This window comes from Leptothoe sp. ISB3NOV94-8A (assembly GCF_043421595.1).
GTDB lineage: Bacteria > Cyanobacteriota > Cyanobacteriia > Phormidesmidales > Phormidesmidaceae > Leptothoe > Leptothoe turfae.
In genome coordinates, this window is the sequence record NZ_JAXSQW010000001.1 from 5,227,674 (window position 1) to 5,244,322 (window position 16,649).

The 16,649-nt window shown below is 47.3% G+C and carries 16 protein-coding genes and 1 other RNA gene; 10 read left to right on the forward strand and 7 right to left on the reverse strand.

Features of this window, described 5'->3' with window-relative positions; translation table 11 throughout:
• The first annotated feature begins 108 nt into the window (after positions 1-108).
• Both SPB21_RS22255 and SPB21_RS22260 read left to right on the forward strand, forming a co-directional pair.
• On the forward strand, positions 109-1,071 hold the full coding sequence (locus tag SPB21_RS22255; protein ID WP_499867751.1) for a carbohydrate kinase family protein: 963 nt from the start codon (positions 109-111) through the stop codon (positions 1,069-1,071).
• A gap of 73 nt (positions 1,072-1,144) precedes the next feature.
• Positions 1,145-1,627: a CYTH domain-containing protein gene (locus SPB21_RS22260; RefSeq protein ID WP_163671735.1), complete on the forward strand. Its 483-nt coding sequence runs from the start codon at positions 1,145-1,147 to the stop codon at positions 1,625-1,627.
• On the opposite strand, the gene SPB21_RS22265 is transcribed toward SPB21_RS22260, so the two are convergent.
• Positions 1,611-2,342, reverse strand: coding sequence for a carbonic anhydrase (locus SPB21_RS22265; protein ID WP_499867752.1), 732 nt, complete (start codon positions 2,340-2,342; stop codon positions 1,611-1,613). The two genes, SPB21_RS22260 and SPB21_RS22265, sit on opposite strands and share 17 nt — an antisense overlap.
• 317 nt (positions 2,343-2,659) lie before the next feature.
• On the opposite strand from SPB21_RS22265, the gene rnhA reads away from it, so the two are divergent.
• Both rnhA and SPB21_RS22275 read left to right on the forward strand, forming a co-directional pair.
• Positions 2,660-3,526, forward strand: coding sequence for a ribonuclease HI (rnhA, locus tag SPB21_RS22270; RefSeq protein ID WP_163666469.1), 867 nt, complete (start codon positions 2,660-2,662; stop codon positions 3,524-3,526).
• A 328-nt stretch (positions 3,527-3,854) separates the two neighbouring features.
• On the forward strand, positions 3,855-5,966 hold the full coding sequence (locus SPB21_RS22275; RefSeq protein ID WP_163699865.1) for a S8 family serine peptidase: 2,112 nt from the start codon (positions 3,855-3,857) through the stop codon (positions 5,964-5,966).
• Between the two features lie 137 nt (positions 5,967-6,103).
• Here SPB21_RS22275 and psbA read toward each other — a convergent pair whose 3' ends face one another.
• The 3 genes from psbA to SPB21_RS22290 all read right to left on the reverse strand — a co-directional run bounded on the left by psbA (position 6,104) and on the right by SPB21_RS22290 (position 8,258).
• Entirely contained in the window at positions 6,104-7,186 is a 1,083-nt protein-coding gene (gene psbA, locus SPB21_RS22280; protein ID WP_499060702.1) for a photosystem II q(b) protein, read from the reverse strand.
• Positions 7,187-7,392: 206 nt separating this feature from the next.
• Positions 7,393-7,737, reverse strand: coding sequence for a histidine triad nucleotide-binding protein (locus SPB21_RS22285; protein WP_499867753.1), 345 nt, complete (start codon positions 7,735-7,737; stop codon positions 7,393-7,395).
• A 173-nt stretch (positions 7,738-7,910) separates the two neighbouring features.
• Positions 7,911-8,258 carry a hypothetical protein gene (locus tag SPB21_RS22290; protein ID WP_163671250.1) on the reverse strand — a complete coding sequence of 116 codons (348 nt, stop codon included), beginning with the start codon at positions 8,256-8,258 and terminating at the stop codon, positions 7,911-7,913.
• Between the two features lie 390 nt (positions 8,259-8,648).
• On the opposite strand from SPB21_RS22290, the gene SPB21_RS22295 reads away from it, so the two are divergent.
• The 6 genes from SPB21_RS22295 (at position 8,649) to SPB21_RS22320 (ending at position 12,985) form a co-directional block, all read left to right on the forward strand.
• The gene (locus SPB21_RS22295) at positions 8,649-10,178 is read left to right on the forward strand and encodes a YifB family Mg chelatase-like AAA ATPase (protein ID WP_499867754.1); all 1,530 of its coding nucleotides are present in this window, start codon (positions 8,649-8,651) and stop codon (positions 10,176-10,178) included.
• A 166-nt stretch (positions 10,179-10,344) separates the two neighbouring features.
• Positions 10,345-10,716: a roadblock/LC7 domain-containing protein gene (locus SPB21_RS22300; RefSeq protein WP_006516674.1), complete on the forward strand. Its 372-nt coding sequence runs from the start codon at positions 10,345-10,347 to the stop codon at positions 10,714-10,716.
• 120 nt (positions 10,717-10,836) lie between these two features.
• On the forward strand, positions 10,837-11,679 hold the full coding sequence (locus SPB21_RS22305; protein WP_163671248.1) for a DUF4388 domain-containing protein: 843 nt from the start codon (positions 10,837-10,839) through the stop codon (positions 11,677-11,679).
• 34 nt (positions 11,680-11,713) lie between these two features.
• Positions 11,714-11,810, forward strand: an RNA gene (gene ffs, locus SPB21_RS22310) — signal recognition particle sRNA small type.
• Positions 11,811-11,963: 153 nt separating this feature from the next.
• A complete protein-coding gene (locus SPB21_RS22315) occupies positions 11,964-12,332 on the forward strand; it encodes a hypothetical protein (RefSeq protein WP_163671247.1) in 369 nt (122 codons plus the stop codon).
• Between the two features lie 197 nt (positions 12,333-12,529).
• On the forward strand, positions 12,530-12,985 hold the full coding sequence (locus SPB21_RS22320) for a hypothetical protein (protein WP_163671246.1): 456 nt from the start codon (positions 12,530-12,532) through the stop codon (positions 12,983-12,985).
• 46 nt (positions 12,986-13,031) lie between these two features.
• Here the strand turns inward: SPB21_RS22320 and thiD are convergent, their stop codons facing one another.
• The 3 genes from thiD to SPB21_RS22335 all read right to left on the reverse strand — a co-directional run bounded on the left by thiD (position 13,032) and on the right by SPB21_RS22335 (position 16,387).
• Entirely contained in the window at positions 13,032-13,832 is an 801-nt protein-coding gene (gene thiD / locus SPB21_RS22325; RefSeq protein WP_163699278.1) for a bifunctional hydroxymethylpyrimidine kinase/phosphomethylpyrimidine kinase, read from the reverse strand.
• A gap of 13 nt (positions 13,833-13,845) precedes the next feature.
• Complete coding sequence (ftsZ, locus tag SPB21_RS22330; protein ID WP_431732100.1) at positions 13,846-15,024, reverse strand: cell division protein FtsZ; 1,179 nt, start codon at positions 15,022-15,024, stop codon at positions 13,846-13,848.
• A 523-nt stretch (positions 15,025-15,547) separates the two neighbouring features.
• Entirely contained in the window at positions 15,548-16,387 is an 840-nt protein-coding gene (locus tag SPB21_RS22335) for a cell division protein FtsQ/DivIB (protein WP_163671243.1), read from the reverse strand.
• Positions 16,388-16,649: the final 262 nt, after the last annotated feature.

Sequence of the window (16,649 nt, forward strand, 5' to 3'; positions counted from 1 at the left end):
GATACTGGGTAAAAATGATTTTCTGGGTCTGCTAGTACCTTATACTTTCGGCGAGAGGCTACATTAAGGCAGTCATCGTGTGATGGAGTATTGGGGCCAAAGACAGGGATGAGTAATCCAGGGCGTCCAGTTATATGTCTAGGGGAAATTCTGGTTGATAGTTTCTGGTCAAGCGATCGGGAGAAAAAACTGTCATTACCTGGTGGGGCACCGGCTAATGTAGCCTGTGGTTTGGCTAAGTTAGGAACATCGACAGAATTTATTGGTGCTGTAGGCGTTGACTCTTGGGGGCAGGCCCTGGCTCAGTTGCTGTCGGACCTACAGGTGGGATCGCGTGGTTTGCAATCTCATCCGACAGCTCCCACCCGTGAGGTTTATGTGCTGACCGATGAGATGGGAGAGCGATCGTTTGCTGGGTTTTCATTGCCTGATCCAGCTAGTTTCGCAGATGCCCATGTGATTTGCGATCGCATCGATCCCCGCTTGTTCCATGGCACCAAATATTTAGTGATCGGCACCCTAGGTTTGGCCTATTCCCAAACGCGAGAATCTATTTTGCAGGCTGTGGAATGGATGCAAGAGCAAAATGGTCGAGTCGTCCTAGACGTTAACTGGCGACCTATGTTTTGGGAAAACCCTGCCCAGGCAATGGGTCTAGTGATGGATTTACTTAAACACGTATCCTTTCTAAAGCTATCGGATACTGAGGCGCAGTGGTTATTGGAGACGACAGATCCGGTGGCAATCGCCGCCCAACGCCCTTATCTGGAAGGTGTTATGGTGACTGCTGGTGCCGCTGGCTGTCGCTATTATCTGGGGGGGTACAGTGGTCACGTGCCTGGGTTTGATGTGGATGTTGAAGACACCACTGGTGCGGGTGATGCCTTTGTTGCCGGTTTTTTACATAAGTTATGTCTCTTAGGTCGCAGCTGTTTACTGGATGCTGATTGTGCCCATGACGTCGTTCGCTATGCCAGTGCGGTGGCAGCGTTGACGACAACTCGATCGGGTGCGATCGCAGGGCAGCCCACCCCACGCGAGGTGGATGCATTCTTATTTTTGAGAAAATGACAATATATACGTGTAGGGGTATTCCATGGAATGCCCCTACACGCAACGTCCCTACGTCTCGAACGGAAATTCAATGGCTAAAGAAATCGAACGGAAGTTTCTGGTGCAGGGCGACACCTGGCGTGATTTGGCGGAGGGACATTATTACTGCCAGGGCTATGTTGCTACCCAGGGAAAACAAACTGTGCGGGTACGGATTATTGGCGAGCAGGGATATCTCACCCTAAAAGGCCCCGTAGTGGGTATGAGTCGCTCGGAGTTTGAATACGAAATTCCTACCGTTGATGCCCAGGCAATGCTGGCAGAACTATGCCAAAAGCCTTTTGTCGAGAAAAACCGATACCGAATCCCAATGGCAGCAGTCGTTTGGGAAGTTGATGAATTTCTAGGGGAGAATCAGGGCTTAATTCTGGCGGAAGTAGAATTAAGCCACGTTGGGCAAACAATAGAGCTGCCCACTTGGATTGGCCAGGAGGTAACGGGAGATCCTCGGTATTACAATTCCAACCTGGTCAAGAACCCATTTAGAGATTGGGGGCTTAGTAAGAACCCTTAAAAATTCTCTCAGCCTGTGTTCGTGCCAACCGATTTTCCCCTGGCATATGGGATACAGCATGGGCACTTCCATTATTATTGAGGGCCTTGCCTAGATTGCTAAAGGGTGCAACAAAAGCATGACGCTCAGCATCGTAGGCTAAGATGCTGCCATCATTGATGTTGTAAATCCAGCCATGGAGAGATAGGTTGCCTCTATGGAGCATAGAGCGAACAGCTGGATAGGTGCGCAGATTTTCGATTTGCGTGAGGACATTCTCAGCCACCAGCATATCCAGCTTGTCAGACTTTTCTAAGTCGTTGTAATTGTCTTCAACCAGCTGACGGGTAGCTTCTGTATGGATTAGCCAGTTGTAGACCAAAGGCATTTTTTCTTCCAGCTGACCGATCTGTAGCAGTCCTTTCATGGCACCACAGCTAGAATGACCACAAACAATGATGTGATCAACGTTTAAGGACTTGACAGCATATTCAATGGTCGCCCCTTCACCACCATTGGTAGCGCCAAAAGGAGGAACGATATTGCCTGCATTACGAATGACAAATAGTTCACCGAGTTCAGCTTGGGTAATGAGCTCGGGTTGTACTCGCGAGTCGGAACACGTAATAAATAAAGTATTGGGGCTTTGACCCTTGGCCAGGGTCGCCATTAGTTTCTTATGGGAAGGAACGTAGGTATCTTGAAACTGACGCAGACCGCGCATTAATTTTTTCATTGTCCTTCGTCCTTCATACGTGCTCCTGGGCATTTTCTGACAATACCCTGTAATCCTTATCCCATATCTTTAGAGCTCTGCGTACAAAGTTTTACTTATCAGTGTGATTAAAAGAAAGGTCAGAAGGGGGCAATGGGGACTGGAGATTGCTTTGGCAATATTTCTCCATGGGGGATTTTTCTGTGGATTTAATGAGCAATCCTGTAAATCACCGCTATGATGCATAGGGTTTTTAAGGCAACTATCTGCTGGGTGTAATGATCGAGCCATAGCTCATACCCGACTCCCCATTTCCCCTGTACTTGAAGGATTTCACGATGACCGATTTGCCTACAATTAAGGCGGTATACACCGACGGTGCTTGTTCAGGAAATCCTGGGCCAGGGGGCTGGGGGACGGTGATTTATTTTGTTGATGGGCAAGTGCATGAAATGGGAGGACACGCCTCGGGGACGACGAATAATCGCATGGAAATGCAGGCTGCGATCGCGGCACTTCAGTTTCTCCAACACAACGACTATGACAGCCCCATAGAACTGAATACCGACAGTAAATATTTGATCCAAGGCATCACCCAGTGGATGTCAGGTTGGAAACGCAAAGGTTGGAAAACATCTGCTGGCAAAGCGGTGCTGAACCAAGACCTATGGATGACGTTGGATAAATTAAAGCAGGATCTAGCAACGTCCCAAGGCATTGACATTGATTGGCGTTATGTGAAAGGGCATGCAGGTAATGTGGGCAATGAACGCTGCGATGAAATTGCCCGTGCCTACTCCCATAAGCAATCAATTCGCTTAAAGCAGCTTACGGCTAAAGTCTTAGCGAGTAAGCAATTGTCATCGACCCGTACAGCCGACAATGGGCCGAAAAGTGAAGAGGCGGATTGCGATCGCATTGCAGCTGAGGCTCCAGACCGACAGAATCAAATGAATACTGAAGCTGGCGATACGTTACAGCGGCTTAGCCACATCCTTAACCGTTTGCAAATGGCCGATACGTTGGCTGAACACGGATATCTAATCACGACGCAAGAACTGGCCGACCTAGTGAATGAGACCGTTAGCGATATTGCTAAGCGTGGAGCGCAATGGACTTGGCGAAATTGGTCTGTTGTACAGGTAGGTGGCAATGGTGCCGACAAAGATTTTTGGCAGTTAGAAAGACTAGATTCCCTGTATTGATCTAACAGGATTGACCTGCATCAGAACTTTTTAGACCAAATTTTTTCGAAGATTAGTAAAATCCGGAACTTTTTTGCTCGTTTCTACGGCTATGTCTGCATAAAGCCGCAAGGCGAACTTTTTTTGAGCGTGCTAATCTGCGTATAAGAATAAACTTTTCAGCAAAATATTATTTTGACAGATTTGTGGGTTTCCAAAAGCCAGTTTTAGCTGTTTTGGTTAACCTTGCTGTCTGGATTGCCCCGTCTGCAATATATGGCACATGGGAATGTCTGTTTCATCTACTGATTTCACTTGATGTATCAAAAATGCTTGTAAGTAAAGAACTATGGCGTTCTTGAATGAGACGTTTTCTCCTGAAAGTCTTGCTGCCGATCTCACACAGCTGCTAAGTGCTGATGTTACTCCTTTTGTGCAAGAGCGTTTACAAACTATCGCTCCTGCTCCAGAGAACTTAACTCAGCTGGCTGAAGCACTTGACATTATAAATTTGGATCAAACCGCAGATTTTCTAACTGCTATTACGAATGAGGAGTTTTTAGATTCCATTAATCAAACGTTGAGGAATGGGTTGGCCAGAAGGGCAGAATTCCTGTCCGAGCAAACTATTGACTCTTCATCCGGTTCCTTGGCAGATGGTGATTGGCTAACGGGACTGGTGGGAGCACTCACAAGCAATATAGATGGCTCCCTCGATACTTTGCTCAACGGCGGCTATGCAACACAAGAGGATGCAATAGCTACTGAGCAGGCTGATAGAGCTGGGAATACGCTCACAACAGCCCATAATCTTGGTGTCTTGAGTAGTAATCAAACAGTTCAAGATTTTGTGGGCGCAGCGGATGCAAATGACTACTACCGCTTTAGCCTGACGCAGCGCAGTCGTTTAAGGCTGGCATTAACTGGCCTCACGGCAAATGCGGATATCGAATTGCTCAATCGTGATGGCAAAGTCCTGGAAGCTTCCTATGGTGAAGGTCTAGCATCAGAGGAAATGACGCAGGCTGTAGATGCTGGTGATTATTACATTCGAGTCTCCTCAGCCGGAGGAGATTCAAACTATCGTTTGGCAGTGGCTGCTAACGTGCTATCAGTACCAGACAATGCAGGGAATACCTTTAGGACTGCTCGTAATATTGGCACGCTGGGCAGCAGCCGGTCTTTTCAAGACTTTATCGGCAATGGCGATGCCAACGATTTCTATCGCTTTAGCCTTAGCCAAAATAGCAACTTCAGCTTAGAACTCACAGGGCTAAGTGCGGATGCCGATGTACAGCTATTCAATAGCCTTGGACAGTTGGTTGAGCAGTCTTGGGCACCGGGTTCAAGTTCTGAATCAATCAATCGGTCTTTAGCGGCAGGTACCTACTATATTCGTGTCTTTCCCTATGCAACTGCGAACACTAACTATCGTTTGACGTTGAATGCTGCTGAATTGACAGCATCCCCATCGTCATTTAGCAATGTCTACGGTTATGGGCTGGTTAATGCAGCGGATGCCGTAGCCCGTGCTTTGGGCCAGGCTACTTCCCTGCCTGATGTTGCAAATCTAGGGGGTAATAACTGGGGCCTTGATTTGGTGAATGCACCGGAAGCCTGGGCTCGAGGATATACCGGCGATGGAGTGGTAGTCGCTGTTATTGACTCAGGGGTAGATATTAATCATGCTGATTTGCGCGATAACATTTGGGTCAATACTGACGAAATCCCTAATAATGGTGTCGATGATGATGGCAATGGCTACATCGACGATATCAACGGTTGGAACTTTGGCGTGGGGCAAAACAATAACAACGTTTTGCCTGGAACCAACGATCCGGGCCAGGGCCATGGTACCCATGTGGCAGGCACCATCGCCGCTGCTAATAACGGTATAGGTGTGACAGGCGTTGCCCATGAATCCAGCATCATGGCGATTCGTATGGGAGATGTTTCAGGTGGCAGATTCCTTAATGCTGGTAATCTGGCCCAAGCTATTCGTTACGCAGTAGATAACGGTGCTGATGTGATTAATATGAGCCTCGGCTGGACTGATTCGCCGGAGATACAAGCTGCCTTAGCCTATGCTGCTAGCAATAATGTCATCACGGTGAGTGCATCTGGTAATGGGGATGCTAATGGTAATGGGCTACCGTTCCCAGGTAATCCGGCCCGATATGCGACACAGTATGGTATTTCTGTAGGCGCTGTTGATATTAATCAAGATATTGCTAGATTCTCCAATCGCCCTGGCAATAATAGCGATCTCCAGCATGTAGTTGCTCCAGGGGTTCGTGTCTATTCCACAACACCCAATAATACCTACGGTTTCTCTAGTGGAACATCTATGGCAACACCGCACGTTGCTGGTGTAGTTGCTCTGATGCTGGATGCAAACCCGAACTTAACCCACGCTCAGGTTAGGCAAATCTTGACTGATTCGTCTGTCAGGCTAGCTTAAGTTTGGTGCGTCATCTTCTTCATGCGGAGGGTGTGAGTTAGCTGTCAATCAAGCTATAAATCAATAAAAAGAGGGGCTCCTTTACGGAGCCCCTCTTTTTTAGCTTATGCCTTACAACTTAGCCAAGACTAAAGTACTTAGCCATTGATTGCAGGAGCGCTCAATGCAACAGGTACTTCAGCACCAGCAGCCAAATCTAGAGGGAAGTTGTGAGCGTTACGCTCGTGCATTACTTCCATACCTAGGTTGGCACGGTTGATCACGTCAGCCCAAGTGCTAACGACACGACCCTGGGAGTCCAAAATAGACTGGTTAAAGTTAAAGCCATTCAGATTGAAGGCCATGGTGCTGATGCCCAGCGCGGTGAACCAGATACAAACAACGGGCCAAGCACCCAAGAAGAAGTGCAAGGAACGGCTGTTGTTGAAGGAAGCATACTGGAAGATCAAACGACCGAAGTAGCCGTGGGCTGCAACGATGTTGTACGTCTCTTCTTCCTGACCAAACTTGTATCCATAGTTCTGGGACTCAGTCTCAGTGGTCTCACGAACCAAGGAGGACGTTACCAGAGAACCATGCATTGCGGAGAACAAAGACCCGCCGAAGACACCCGCCACACCGAGCATGTGGAAGGGGTGCATCAGGATGTTGTGCTCAGCTTGGAAAACAAGCATGAAGTTGAAGGTACCGGAAATACCCAGAGGCATACCATCCGAGAACGAACCCTGACCGATGGGGTAGATCAAGAATACTGCAGTTGCAGACGCCAAAGGTGCGGAGTAAGCAACACAGATCCAAGGACGCATACCCAAGCGGTAGGACAGTTCCCACTGACGACCCATGTAGGCAAAGCAGCCAATGAGGAAGTGGAAAATGACCAGCTGGTAAGGGCCACCGTTATACAACCACTCATCTAGAGAAGCAGCTTCCCAGATGGGGTAGAAATGTAGACCGATAGCGTTGGAAGAAGGAATTACAGCACCGGAAATGATGTTGTTGCCTAGTAGTAAAGAACCAGCAACGGGCTCACGGATACCGTCAATATCAACAGGAGGAGCAGCGATGAATGCGATGACAAAACAAGCAGTGGCAGCTAGCAGAGTAGGGATCATCAAAGTGCCGAACCAACCAACATAAATGCGGTTGTCAGTACTAGTAACCCACTGACAATACTGCTCCCACATGCCAGCCCGTTCACGGGATTGCAAAGTAGAAGTCATAGTGATGATAGAAGTTATGAACATGAGTCAACATCACTGTGAAGGCAAACAAAGATAAATAATTTAATCTCTGCGGCAAATTAAGTGAGTGAAGACTCGTTTATAAGATTAGTAAATATGCTTAGCGCATTGTAGGGGTACGATACGAAACTTCCTGGATCGACACATTTCTACGTAAAAAATGATTGGTTGCTCATTGTGAGAATTTATCCGGGTGGCCAAGCTAATGAACGTCCACCCAATAGATGCATATGGAGATGGAAGACCGTTTGTCCGCCATCTTGGCCAGTATTGATAACTACTCGATATCCGTTACTCAAGCCTTCGGCATCAGCAATTTCCTTTACAGTTAGTAACATATGGCCCAGTAACTCCTTATCCTCAACCACGGCGTCTGACAGTTTGGGAATGGGCTTTTTAGGAATAACTAATATGTGAGTAGGTGCTTGGGGACTGATATCGCGAAAGGCTAGACAAAGATCATCTTCATAAACGATATCTGCAGGTATTTCTTTGCGAATAATCTTGCTAAAAATTGTGTCTTCACTCATGGTGCGTTGATGGGCACAACGCTTCGCATTGTAAGGGTTAGTGATGCCTTAAGAAGGCGAAGATTTTGAAGAGATGGGGGAGTCTTAAATTGTGTGTGATGAATATTCTTTGTCCAAAGGTATTAGCTGTATCCCATGGACGATTTTTCTTAACCTAACTTTCTGAGAACTGTTTAGCTGCCTACAGGTGGTTTAGGAAACTGAACTTGGCTATATAACCAATCGGCGATTAATTTAGGGCAATTTTTTTTTGACCAGCGCACAGCCAAATAGTGGAATGCTGGTTTGGTGAGACGAGCGATCCACTTCATGAGGCGGTTGAGATGACGAGGTTTGACGCGATAATTTATGAGGTTATTGGAGCCGATGTCATAGAGGCGGTCCAAAACAAGCTGTAACGTTGCTTCTTCCCGTAGAAACATGTTTTCTAATAAGAGTTCCACATCCTGCATGTGCTCATCTGCGAGCTGCTTTTCGCGCATAGTTATGGCGACGTCAGCGGAGTTGGAAGTCGTCAGCATGATTTCTTAAAACTGATTTATATGTGTAAGGGATGTGGCAGGCATCGCTTCTCTGGACATCGATGGAGAGTCACATTTGTCATTCAACTGTCTAGTATGCAGATACCATATTTCATGGTTCATAATTGTGATCCTAGTCCTAATCAGGGCCTCTTTAGCCGGAAGTGACTACACAATTCAATTCAATTTGACCGGCCCAGTTCAAACACCTCAATGATAGGGGACATTTTTAATTGAAACCGATGGTGTGCAGCTTAGTCTCTATTCATCGAGAATACTAAAGTATTTATAGTATGTAGTTTTCTGATCAAACCAGTTACCCAAATTGCACTGGTCAAGTCGCACTATTTATATGCTTGGGCATTCTACGTAAACATGTAGGAGACTACCATGCTGGCAAGAATCTGGAGTGCGTCTTTAATCGGTATTGATGCCTTAAAAGTTGGTGTGGAAGTGGATTTGTCAGGAGGCCTACCGAGTGTTGCCATAGTGGGTTTGCCTGATGCGGCTGTGCAAGAATCACGTGAGCGTGTGAAGGCGTCACTAAAAAATGCGGGTTTTCCGTTTCCGATGCGCAAAGTTGTAGTAAATTTGACGCCTGCTGATGTTCGAAAAGAAGGCCCTATCTATGATTTGCCTATTGCCATTGGCATTTTGGCGGCGTCTGGTCTAGTCAGTCAAGAGAGTTTAGATGGGTATTTGCTTTTAGGTGAGCTATCGCTTGATGGCAGCTTGAGACCGATAGCGGGTGTGATGGCAATGGCAGCAGCAGCGCCTCAATTGGGGATCAAGGGTCTAATTGTCCCAGAGGATAATGCCCAAGAGGCGGCAGTGGTACCGGGTCTTGCGGTTTATGGTTTTAAGGTGATTACTGATGTTGTCGATTTTCTGAATAATCCTGGCGAGCGGATGCCACTTACTATCGATGGCTGTGAATCTCTGGCTAAAGCCCAACCCCATGCAGTAGATTTACGGGATGTCAAAGGTCAGGCTCAGGCAAGACGAGCGTTAGAAATTGCAGCGGCAGGTGGTCATAACCTTATATTTGTAGGGCCTCCTGGTAGCGGTAAAACCATGTTGGCCCGTCGCCTATCAACTATTTTGCCGCCTCTGAACTTTCAAGAAGCTCTGGAGGTTACTCAAATTCATTCAGTGGCTGGCCTGCTTAAAGATAAGGGGACATTAGTAACTGAGCGACCGTTTCGTAGTCCTCATCATTCTGCATCGGGGCCATCTTTGGTGGGGGGTGGAACATTTCCAAAGCCAGGAGAAATTTCTTTGGCCCATCGCGGTATTCTCTTTCTTGATGAGCTGACGGAATTTAATCGCAAGGTGCTGGAGTTTTTGCGGCAGCCTTTGGAGGATGGCTATGTAAGCATTGCGCGTACGCGTCAGTCTGTGGAATTTCCAGCCCAGTTTACGTTGGTAGCGAGTACTAATCCCTGCCCCTGTGGTTTTTTTGGGGATACTGTACAGCCTTGTACATGTACACCTCGTAGCCGAGAACAGTACTGGGCTAAATTGTCAGGTCCCTTAATGGATCGGATTGATTTGCAAGTAGTGGTGAGTCGGTTAAAGCCTGAAGAAATCACCGGATATCAGTCGGGCGAACCGTCAGAGCCAGTGCGTCAGCGTGTGGAGTTGGCTCGATGGCGATCGCAATCTAGGTTTTCGAGTGAACCTAAGCTACAGTGCAATGCCGATTTAGAAAGTCGGCATCTGCGTCAATGGTGTCAACTGGACGATTCATCACGCACCTTATTAGAAACCGCAGTGCGTAAGCTGGGGTTGTCAGCCCGTGCCACTGACCGGATCTTAAAAGTTGCTCGCACAATTGCCGATCTTGCTGCTGTTGACAGTTTAGAGTCTACCCATATAGCTGAAGCGATTCAGTACCGTACGATAGATCGCATGCAGTAATAAGCTCATCGGAACTTATGCGGAACTTATTTAGAAGATGTGCCGACAGGTGCTACTAGTTAAGTTCGAGAAAATATTCATTTATGAAATGGCTCTCAAGTGCTGTTACTGAGGACGCTATATCATAGTTGTTCGTAGATACGTTGGGTGATTCACGAAGTAAATTATGGCCATCAATGCGGCTAAACTCCAAGCGGCTCTCTATAATTTTGTCAGTGGCACAAATGATATTGAAGGGGTAGCCTTAGTCACGCCGGATGGTTTACCCTTGGTGGCTGTGCTACCAAGCCACATGGATGAAGAGCGAGTATCAGCGATGTCGGCAGCCCTTGTCTCCTTAGGGGAGAGGATAGGTAGTGAGCTATTGCGGGGCAAAGTCAGTCAGATTGCGATTGATGGAGAAGCCGGTTACTGCATTTTGAGTAACTGTGGAGAAGAAGCTGTTTTTTTGGTGCTAGCTACCCGCATGGTTAAGAAAGGCATCTTGAACCTTGAGGTAAAGCGAGCTGTGGGTGAACTTCAAGCGCTATTGGTGTAGTCCCCCTGATTTGTACGATGGTCAGGAGGCTGCAATTAAAGCAATTCTCCAGAACAATTCTGGTTGATATATGCTGTTCAATAGCGCAACGCTAATGCCGTATCGTCGCTATCGTACAGCATGTCTGTCAACGGTTATCTCTCAGATATTTCACTGCCAGAGGTTTTCCAGCTTTTGCAAGATGGCAAAAAGACGGGACTGCTTTCTATTCAGGGACTAACGACTCCTGGTCAAGCACAACCTAAGTTCTATTTCATATGGCTTCATCGTGGTCGTATTGTCACGGTGACAAATCGGTTGGATTGTCGCTGTCTCGCTACTTTAATTAACCATCGTCGTTACCTCAGCACCACGATGATAGAGCGGTTGATTCGTCGTTGCCCTGTGGATGAACCTTTGGGAAGATTTTTACGTGCTCAAGGAGTCTTAAGCCCCAAGCAATTACAAATCTTGTTCGCGGCTCAAGTCATTCGTCAGATTTGTGATTTATTCCAAGTGCCAGATGGTTATTTTACATTTGACCCGGATGCGCCCCTGCCTAAGGTGGAAATGACTGGCCTCAGTGTCGTTGCTACTGAGGTGGTTTTGCCAGGACTGCGTATTTTGAAAGATTGGACAGCCTTTAAAGACAAACTACCCCACCCGCAGTCGGCCTTAGTCAGTCTGATACGCGGTCAGCCTAATGTACGTATTAATCAAGCGGAGTGGAGTGTCTGGCGGCTGATGGATGAAAAAAAATCCCTTAGTCAAATTGCTCAGGGCTTGATGCTGCCCATTGAAGAAGTTCAGCGTATTGCATTTCGTTTAATCTTTATTGGGCTGGCTGAGGAAGTACCCATGATGCTTTCAGAGGCAGCTGATACGCCTGACTCAATTTTTACAGATGAATCTGGAGAGCCGCTCAGTCCTAAATTTTTCCGCAATCTAATCGAGTTTTTACGCCAGGTACCAAAGTCCTCTTAGATAGGTGTGGGAAAACGGTGCTATGCTAGTAAGTGACTCGGATCTATGCGATCGCAACGCCCAAATCTTGTCAGGACCGGAAGGTAGCAGCAATACGGGATGCTTGAGATAGGCGTAGTCTCCGGGTCTCCTCTGTTTTTATGGTGTATCTGCTCCATTCAGGTACGGCTATCCGACGGTTGAGCACGCTACACACTGTCGAGATCCGCTGTTAAAACTGGAGATATAAGAGTGATGGGGCTTTTTCACTTATTCACCAAATATTGTTAGAGGAGTATGGGGTCGTGGCAGACTTTGGCCAGTTGGTGCAAAAAGCATTCTATTTAGGTGTAGGCTTAGCGTCTTATGCATCTGAAAAAGCAGGTGATGGGTTTAGTGATCTACGACTACAGGCCCAAAAGCTAGTCGATGAGTTGGTGGCTCGTGGTGAAATTACGGCTGATGAAGCCCAGAAAATAGTCAACGATATGGTTGACCGTGCCCAGAGCTCAGCTGCTGCAACTGCATCTACCCAATCTGCTGATAGCGCACCCCGTAAAATTGAAATTATTGAAGACGATGAACCTGACGATCGAGCAGCAACTGATGCTCTACGTAAAGAAATTGAAGAGCTTCAGACTGAGTTGCAACGTCTGAAAGACGACGACGATTGAGTTTAATATTGAGGGTTTTAATTTTTAGTTTTGAGTTAACAGCTGTTAACCCTGTTTACCCATAAGCATGACTCAGGGGTGATGTATTGGGTGGTCATCAACTAAGAATTCAACATTCAAAAATCAGATTTCTTCTATTTCTCACCTTTCTGAGAGTTTATTCTTTTACCTATGGCTCTTCTTGACTTTCCATCGTTATGGACGACTGGCTAAAACAACTACAACAAGATCTGCAAGAGGCTGTTCACAGTACTTTAGAGCAGACTGAACAATTCTTGGATGTACTAGCAGAGCAGGCTGTAAATGTTGTGAGCCCAGTATTGGATGCCGCAGATGAACTGGCTGATGAGCTAGCGGAGCAGGTGGTGGAAAATATCTCACCGCCTATATCCCAGGCTCTTGATGATTTAGAAACTCAGCTGGATCCCGTAGTCGGTTCCATGGTGAGCTGGTGTGAGCAGACCATGGCTCCAATCCATCAAACCCTCACACCCTGGCTACAGAACCATCCCAAGTGTGCAGGTTGCTCTTATTATCATGGTGAGAGTTATGGTGGGCAGATGCTGGTTTGTGCGCTCCATCCCCATGGACCAGAAGATTATGATGAATGTCCCGATTGGGAGAGTGTGTGGCCGAAACCAGACGGGGATTGAGAAAACGCATGTAGGGGTGTTGCATGCAACACCCCTACATACATCCCTACGTCAATAATGGATAAAAATGTCCAACCGGTCCCTGGCCTGTGCCGATCCGGAGCGAGTAGTTTAATGCCTGTGTGACATACTCTTTAGCGCGTTTAGCAGCCTCAAATGGCGTATGACCCAGGGCGAGATTGGCAGTAATGGCTGCGGAGAGGGTGCAGCCAGTGCCATGGGTGTCGGCGGTGTCGATGCAGCTGGTGGTTAGCTTGGTTAGGGTCGTGCCGTCATACCAAACATCAATGCCGCGCAGTTCGTTATCAAAACCACCACCTTTAACGATAACGGCTTTGGCACCCAAGCCATGAATAGCCTGGGCTGCGGTTTTCATATGTTCTAGGGTCTTAATAGATTGACCGCTGAGGATTTCAGCTTCGTAGCGATTGGGGGTGAGAACCGTGGCGAGAGGAATCAGCTTTTTTAGAGCTGCGATCGCATTATCATCTATTAGCTGTGCCCCTGTGCGCGATACCATGACCGGATCAATCACGCAGTCCACATCGACCAACCCCTTGAGATAATCAGTCACCGCCTCAATGATCGGTTGATTGAGCAACATGCCCGTTTTCAGAGCCTGAACCCCCATATCAGTAAACACTGCCTCAATCTGAGCAATGATAGCCTCTGGGGCTAGGGCATCAACCCGCGATACGCCTTGGGTATTCTGAGCTGTAATGCATGTAAGCGCACTGGTTCCATGAACAGCATGGAATGAAAAGGTACGCAGATCTGCCTGAATTCCAGCCCCACCACCGCTATCTGAGCCCGCGATGGTTAAAGCAACTGGTGGAATATAAGCCATAAAAAACCGCTACCTATCGCGACTGTCGCCGCCGCTGCAGGAAATCTGGAATATCCAGATCGGGGGCAATACTGGGGCGATTGCTTGGGATACTTGATGGTAAATCAGCTGGTTTAGAACCGATTGAAGATGGCCGTTGTAGCGGAGCAATCCTTGATGGAGACGTGGCAACGGCAGCCGTACCACCAAATTCACTATTACTATTGAAACCAGTGGCAATCACTGTAATGCGGACTTCACCCTGCATCCGCTCATCAATTACGGCACCAAAGATGATGTTTGCGTTAGGATCAACCGCCTCGTAAATAATTTCTGCTGCGGCATTCACCTCATGTAGGGTCATGTCGTTGCCACCCGTGATATTAAGGACAGCCCCCGTCGCGCCATCAATGGAGGTTTCTAGCAACGGTGATGAAATTGCCGCAATGGCTGCTTCACGGGCACGGGATTTACCAGAGCCCACACCAATACCCATCAAGGCAGAGCCTGCATCGGCCATAACGGCACGTACATCAGCAAAATCAACGTTCACCAAACCAGAAATGGTGATGATGTCAGAAATGCCCTGTACACCTTGGCGCAAAATATCATCAGCGAAACGAAAGGCCTCTTGTACCGGGGTTTGCTCTGAAATAACTGACAGTAGCTTGTCATTAGGAATAATGATCAGGGTATCTACACATTCCTGTAGCGCCATGATCCCTTCTTCTGACTGGGTTGTGCGACGACGACCTTCAAAGGTAAAAGGACGAGTAACAACACCAATGGTGAGTGCGCCTGCTTCTTTAGCAGCTTCTGCGACCACGGGAGCTGCGCCGGTGCCAGTGCCCCCACCCATACCGGCAGTGATGAAAACCAGGTCCGCACCTTCGATTGCGGTGGAAATTTCATCCCTTGATTCTTCAGCTGCTTTTTGGCCAATGGCTGGATTGCCGCCTGCGCCCAATCCACGGGTCAGCTTTTGACCCAGCTGTAATGGATTAGCGCTATTCGCTTTAGTCAATGCTTGAGCGTCGGTGTTCAATGCCCAAAACTCAATACCCGATACGCCGGTATCGATCATTCGGTTAACGGCATTGCACCCGCCACCACCTACACCAACAACCTTAATCCTCGCCATACTCCCAGGCACAATATCATTCCCCATAGCTGCATTACTCAACGCAGGTTCATTACGATGATTATTATTCATATCAGACATATTGAGGCCCAGACCCGAATTTCCGTGAGAGTTGTGTGAGGATGATTTAGACATAGGGCAAAGGTATACGAGATATCAGTGAGCTATTGACCCAATCAGTCACAGAACACACGCGACTGCCGCAAAAGTAAGAACTAACTATATAGCAATTACAAACCAAGCAGGGCAGGTCTCCGCCAATAGAAGATTGAGGTAATTCATCAATCTAGGCAGAGAAAGCTTGAAATATGCTTTCTCAAAGCTTCACAGAGATTTTAAAGATTAATTTCGAACACTATGGGGGCATATTCTAGTCAACTATACGGGAACTTGCTTAAAAAACCAACTCAACTTACTGATTACTTCAAGAATTTAAATGGGTAAGAACTGGCTTCTAAAAAGCGCAAACTAACCATATGGATTGAAAACAAAAGATAGTCGTTATAAGGGGCCGATAAATATCAGTATCTATAACCGAAGACTACTACGTAGTAATGTATTGAGCGATCTCAAGCGACATTATTTTTAGGCTGTTTTAAGGGGCTTGAGTCTTTGTTGCCTGGAGTATTTCTAAGGTGGGATTGTCGGGATTACGCAGGTCAATGAAGGCGATTTCTTCGATATTCATTTTGGCGTTCAAATTTCGCATTCGATCGAGGGCAGTCAGTTGTTTAGAAAAATTCTGCCCATAGGGACCCATGTGCACAATACCAAGGTCTGTATGCAGAATTAAATTGGCTGGATCACGCCAATCAAGAAGAGAGACGGATACCGGATTTTTTTGTAACATTTGGTAGATGTCCGACCAGTGTTTTTGATACGCCGGACGCATGCCCTGAACCTGTAGCTTGGGTTCTTGAGACCCTAGTTGAGTAAAGCTGTTGTAGGGCATCCAATAGCCGTTGGCATCTAAGAGCCCCATCTGAGAAAAACTCTGGGGATCATCGTCTAGAGACTTAATGGCAACGTCCACATTTGGAAGAGCGATCGCAACCGGTGTTCGTTCCCGAATGCGGATATTTAAGCCGGGGGGTAACAGCCGCCGCCTAACGATGGCGTCCTCGATAGGTCCCTTATCGGTCAAGGCATGTTCTAAATCTAGGGGACGTACCTTTAAGAGGGATTTAGGATAGTCAATATCTATTAGTTCATAAACCTCTTCATCGGGCAGCAGTTGATTACCACTGAGGTTGATCTGCTCAGTGGAGTGAATATGCCAACGATTGGATGTAGCTAAACTCAAACAGCCTAAAGTTAACCCAACCATGGCCGTTTGCCGCCATAGCTGTTGCCAAAAAAGTCTTTGACGCCGCTGTTTGAGGTCTTGCCGACGGCTGGCCAAGGTTGCTTGAGAGTATTCAGGAATGTCTGGCATGGGAGGTGTAATGAGTGACTGTTGGTGGTGCCAGTGGGGAAAAGGAGAAGCGGCGTTTCGACGGGAGCTTGCCAAACGAAGCGTTAGAGCGAGGTGGCTAATGACTGATGTTGTCCAGTAACTAGGTTGATTGAGGTCTCCTGGGATAGCTGGAGAATATATTTAAGCATTCAGCTTTGCAAATAGTGCAGATATTCTGACACTTCTTGGAAAAAAAGTAGTGCCCGGGATGATCTGTTTATTAGGACGAGGCTATGGGTGC

What these genes read in the sequence shown, in the direction of transcription:
- SPB21_RS22255 (WP_499867751.1), top strand. Translation starts at nt 109, where the DNA reads ATGAGTAATCCAGGGCGTCCAGTTATATGTCTAGGGGAAATTCTGGTT.
- SPB21_RS22260 (WP_163671735.1), top strand. Translation starts at nt 1,145, where the DNA reads ATGGCTAAAGAAATCGAACGGAAGTTTCTGGTGCAGGGCGACACCTGG.
- SPB21_RS22265 (WP_499867752.1), bottom strand. Translation starts at nt 2,342, where the DNA reads ATGAAAAAATTAATGCGCGGTCTGCGTCAGTTTCAAGATACCTACGTT.
- rnhA (WP_163666469.1), top strand. Translation starts at nt 2,660, where the DNA reads ATGACCGATTTGCCTACAATTAAGGCGGTATACACCGACGGTGCTTGT.
- SPB21_RS22275 (WP_163699865.1), top strand. Translation starts at nt 3,855, where the DNA reads ATGGCGTTCTTGAATGAGACGTTTTCTCCTGAAAGTCTTGCTGCCGAT.
- psbA (WP_499060702.1), bottom strand. Translation starts at nt 7,186, where the DNA reads ATGACTTCTACTTTGCAATCCCGTGAACGGGCTGGCATGTGGGAGCAG.
- SPB21_RS22285 (WP_499867753.1), bottom strand. Translation starts at nt 7,737, where the DNA reads ATGAGTGAAGACACAATTTTTAGCAAGATTATTCGCAAAGAAATACCT.
- SPB21_RS22290 (WP_163671250.1), bottom strand. Translation starts at nt 8,258, where the DNA reads ATGCTGACGACTTCCAACTCCGCTGACGTCGCCATAACTATGCGCGAA.
- SPB21_RS22295 (WP_499867754.1), top strand. Translation starts at nt 8,649, where the DNA reads ATGCTGGCAAGAATCTGGAGTGCGTCTTTAATCGGTATTGATGCCTTA.
- SPB21_RS22300 (WP_006516674.1), top strand. Translation starts at nt 10,345, where the DNA reads ATGGCCATCAATGCGGCTAAACTCCAAGCGGCTCTCTATAATTTTGTC.
- SPB21_RS22305 (WP_163671248.1), top strand. Translation starts at nt 10,837, where the DNA reads ATGTCTGTCAACGGTTATCTCTCAGATATTTCACTGCCAGAGGTTTTC.
- SPB21_RS22320 (WP_163671246.1), top strand. Translation starts at nt 12,530, where the DNA reads ATGGACGACTGGCTAAAACAACTACAACAAGATCTGCAAGAGGCTGTT.
- thiD (WP_163699278.1), bottom strand. Translation starts at nt 13,832, where the DNA reads ATGGCTTATATTCCACCAGTTGCTTTAACCATCGCGGGCTCAGATAGC.
- ftsZ (WP_431732100.1), bottom strand. Translation starts at nt 15,024, where the DNA reads ATGAATAATAATCATCGTAATGAACCTGCGTTGAGTAATGCAGCTATG.
- SPB21_RS22335 (WP_163671243.1), bottom strand. Translation starts at nt 16,387, where the DNA reads ATGCCAGACATTCCTGAATACTCTCAAGCAACCTTGGCCAGCCGTCGG.